Here is a 1,902-nt window from a genome sequence, read left to right as displayed (position 1 = left end):
CGGCAGGCGTGGCCGCCGCAGCGGGCTTGGCCGGCGCGTCGGACGTCGTCGCGGCGGCCGCGGGCTTGCTGTCCCCGCTGCTGGCCGTACTCCCCGACTCGGCCAGGTTGCGCTTCTTGTCGCCATCCTTCTTGAAGTCGGTCTCGTACCAGCCGCTGCCCGACAGGCGGAACGCCGGTGCGGTGAGCTGGCGCTTGACCGCCGGGGCGGCGCAGGACGGACAGGTCTCGGGATCCGGATCGGACAGTTTCTGCAGGCGGTCGAAGCTGTGACCGCATGCGGCACATTGGAAAGCGTAGATCGGCATGGCGGCAAAAACGCGAGAGCAACGGAGGCGGCCAGTATGGGGGCCGCACGCAGGCTTTCAAGCGTCCCCGCTCATCACGCCGGCCCGGGCTGGGGCCGCGGCGCCGTTTCCGGCACGCCGGCAGGCGGCGTCGGTGCGTCCGCCAACGGCGCCTCGGCCACCGGCTCGTCCGGCGCCGTCGGTGCCTGCGCCGACGCGGGATCGGTCGGCGCGGCCGGCGCCGCCTCCAGCGGGCTGACGTCGAACGGCATGCGCAGCAGCAGCGCCGGCAGCAGCGTGGTCAGGGCCGCGTACAGCAGCAGGGCGCCGAACAGCGCGTCGGCGATGGCGAAGCGGTCGCGCAGAATGCCGGCCAGCACCAGGGTGAAGATCAGCGTCGGCGACAGCGCCAGCGACACCCGCAGGCTGCTGCGCGCGCCTTCGCCGAACAGCACCCGCCGCTGCAGCCAGAGGATGCCGATGCGCAGCGGCAGCACGCAGGCGGTCAGGGCCAGGCCCAGGCCCAGCGCCTGCAGGCTCAGTGCCCCGCTCGGCACCTTGGTGCCGGCATTGAAGAAGTAGAACGGCACGAAGAACGAAGCGAACAGGCGCACCGCCTGCAGGTTCTCGTCGGAGGCCAGCAGCGGCATGCGCTGGCGCAGCAGCCGCGCCACCAGCCCGGCGATGAACGCACCGACCAGGTAGTACACGCCCAGCGAATAGGTGATGTAGGCGGCGATCAGGCCGACCATCACCAGCAGCGAGAACTCCGACCCCGGCGCCTGCGGCGCCACCCAGCGCCCCAGGGCCACGAACAGCAGCGGCAGGCCGACCAGCATCGCCAGCAGCGCCAGGCTGGACAGGCCCATCTGCCAGGGATCGCCGGCCTGCAGGATCACGAACAGCGCCGCCAGCGCCAGCAGTTCGCCGGCGATGGCCTTGCTGGTGACCCAGAAGCGCTCTTCTTCGTCCAGCCCCAGCCGCCCCAGCGACTCGATGATGAAACCGGTGGAGGGGGTCAGCAGGGCCAGCGCCAGCAATCCGGCCGCCTGCCACGACAGCCCGGCGTAGCGCCAGGCCAGCCAGCCGACGCCGAACAGGGTGCCGCCACGCACCACCAGGTGCAGCAGCAGCGGCCACAAGCCGCGACGCAGCGCCTTCGGGTCCACTTCCAGGCCGGCGAACAGGAACAGCGAAGAGATGCCGAGCGTCGCCAGCAGGGTCACCACCGGGTCGTGCGCGCGCGGCCCCATCGCCAGCATCGCGATGATGCCGAACAGCAGGCAGGTCAGCGGCGCCGGCATCTTGAAGCGTTGCAGCGCGCGCGGGATCACCAGCAGGGCGAAGATCAGCAACAGGTAGATCAGTTCGTGGCTCATCGGGCAGGAGATTCCGGTGGGACCCGCCGGCGGCGGCAGCGGCGATGATGCCGGGTCGGCCGTGTGCTGTGCCATCACGGAGCGCTGGCGTGCCAATCGCTCGCACCGCGATGGCACAGGCCGCGTGCGATCCCAGCCCCCGCACTGCACAGGCCATGTCGCAGCAAACGCGACACGCCGCTGAAGACAGCCAACAGCGCGGCGTCGCAGCGCCCTCATGGTCGACCTGTCACCGGC

The 1,902-nt window shown here is 71.2% G+C and carries 2 protein-coding genes; both read right to left on the bottom strand.

Going from position 1 to position 1,902, the window contains the following annotated elements; genetic code table 11:
• On the bottom strand, positions 1–307 hold a 307-nt coding region (locus D588_RS0117435; RefSeq protein ID WP_017916898.1), incomplete at its 3' end, for a zinc ribbon domain-containing protein.
• A 74-nt stretch (positions 308–381) separates the two neighbouring features.
• The gene (locus D588_RS0117430) at positions 382–1,665 is read right to left on the bottom strand and encodes a cation:proton antiporter (protein ID WP_017916897.1); all 1,284 of its coding nucleotides are present in this window, start codon (positions 1,663–1,665) and stop codon (positions 382–384) included.
• Between the last annotated feature and the right edge of the window lie 237 nt (positions 1,666–1,902).

The sequence above is a fragment of the Xanthomonas sp. SHU 308 genome (assembly GCF_000364645.1).
Taxonomy (GTDB): domain Bacteria; phylum Pseudomonadota; class Gammaproteobacteria; order Xanthomonadales; family Xanthomonadaceae; genus Xanthomonas_A; species Xanthomonas_A sontii.
Note: the sequence above shows the minus strand (reverse complement) of the source record. Positions and strands in the feature narration are given on the sequence as shown.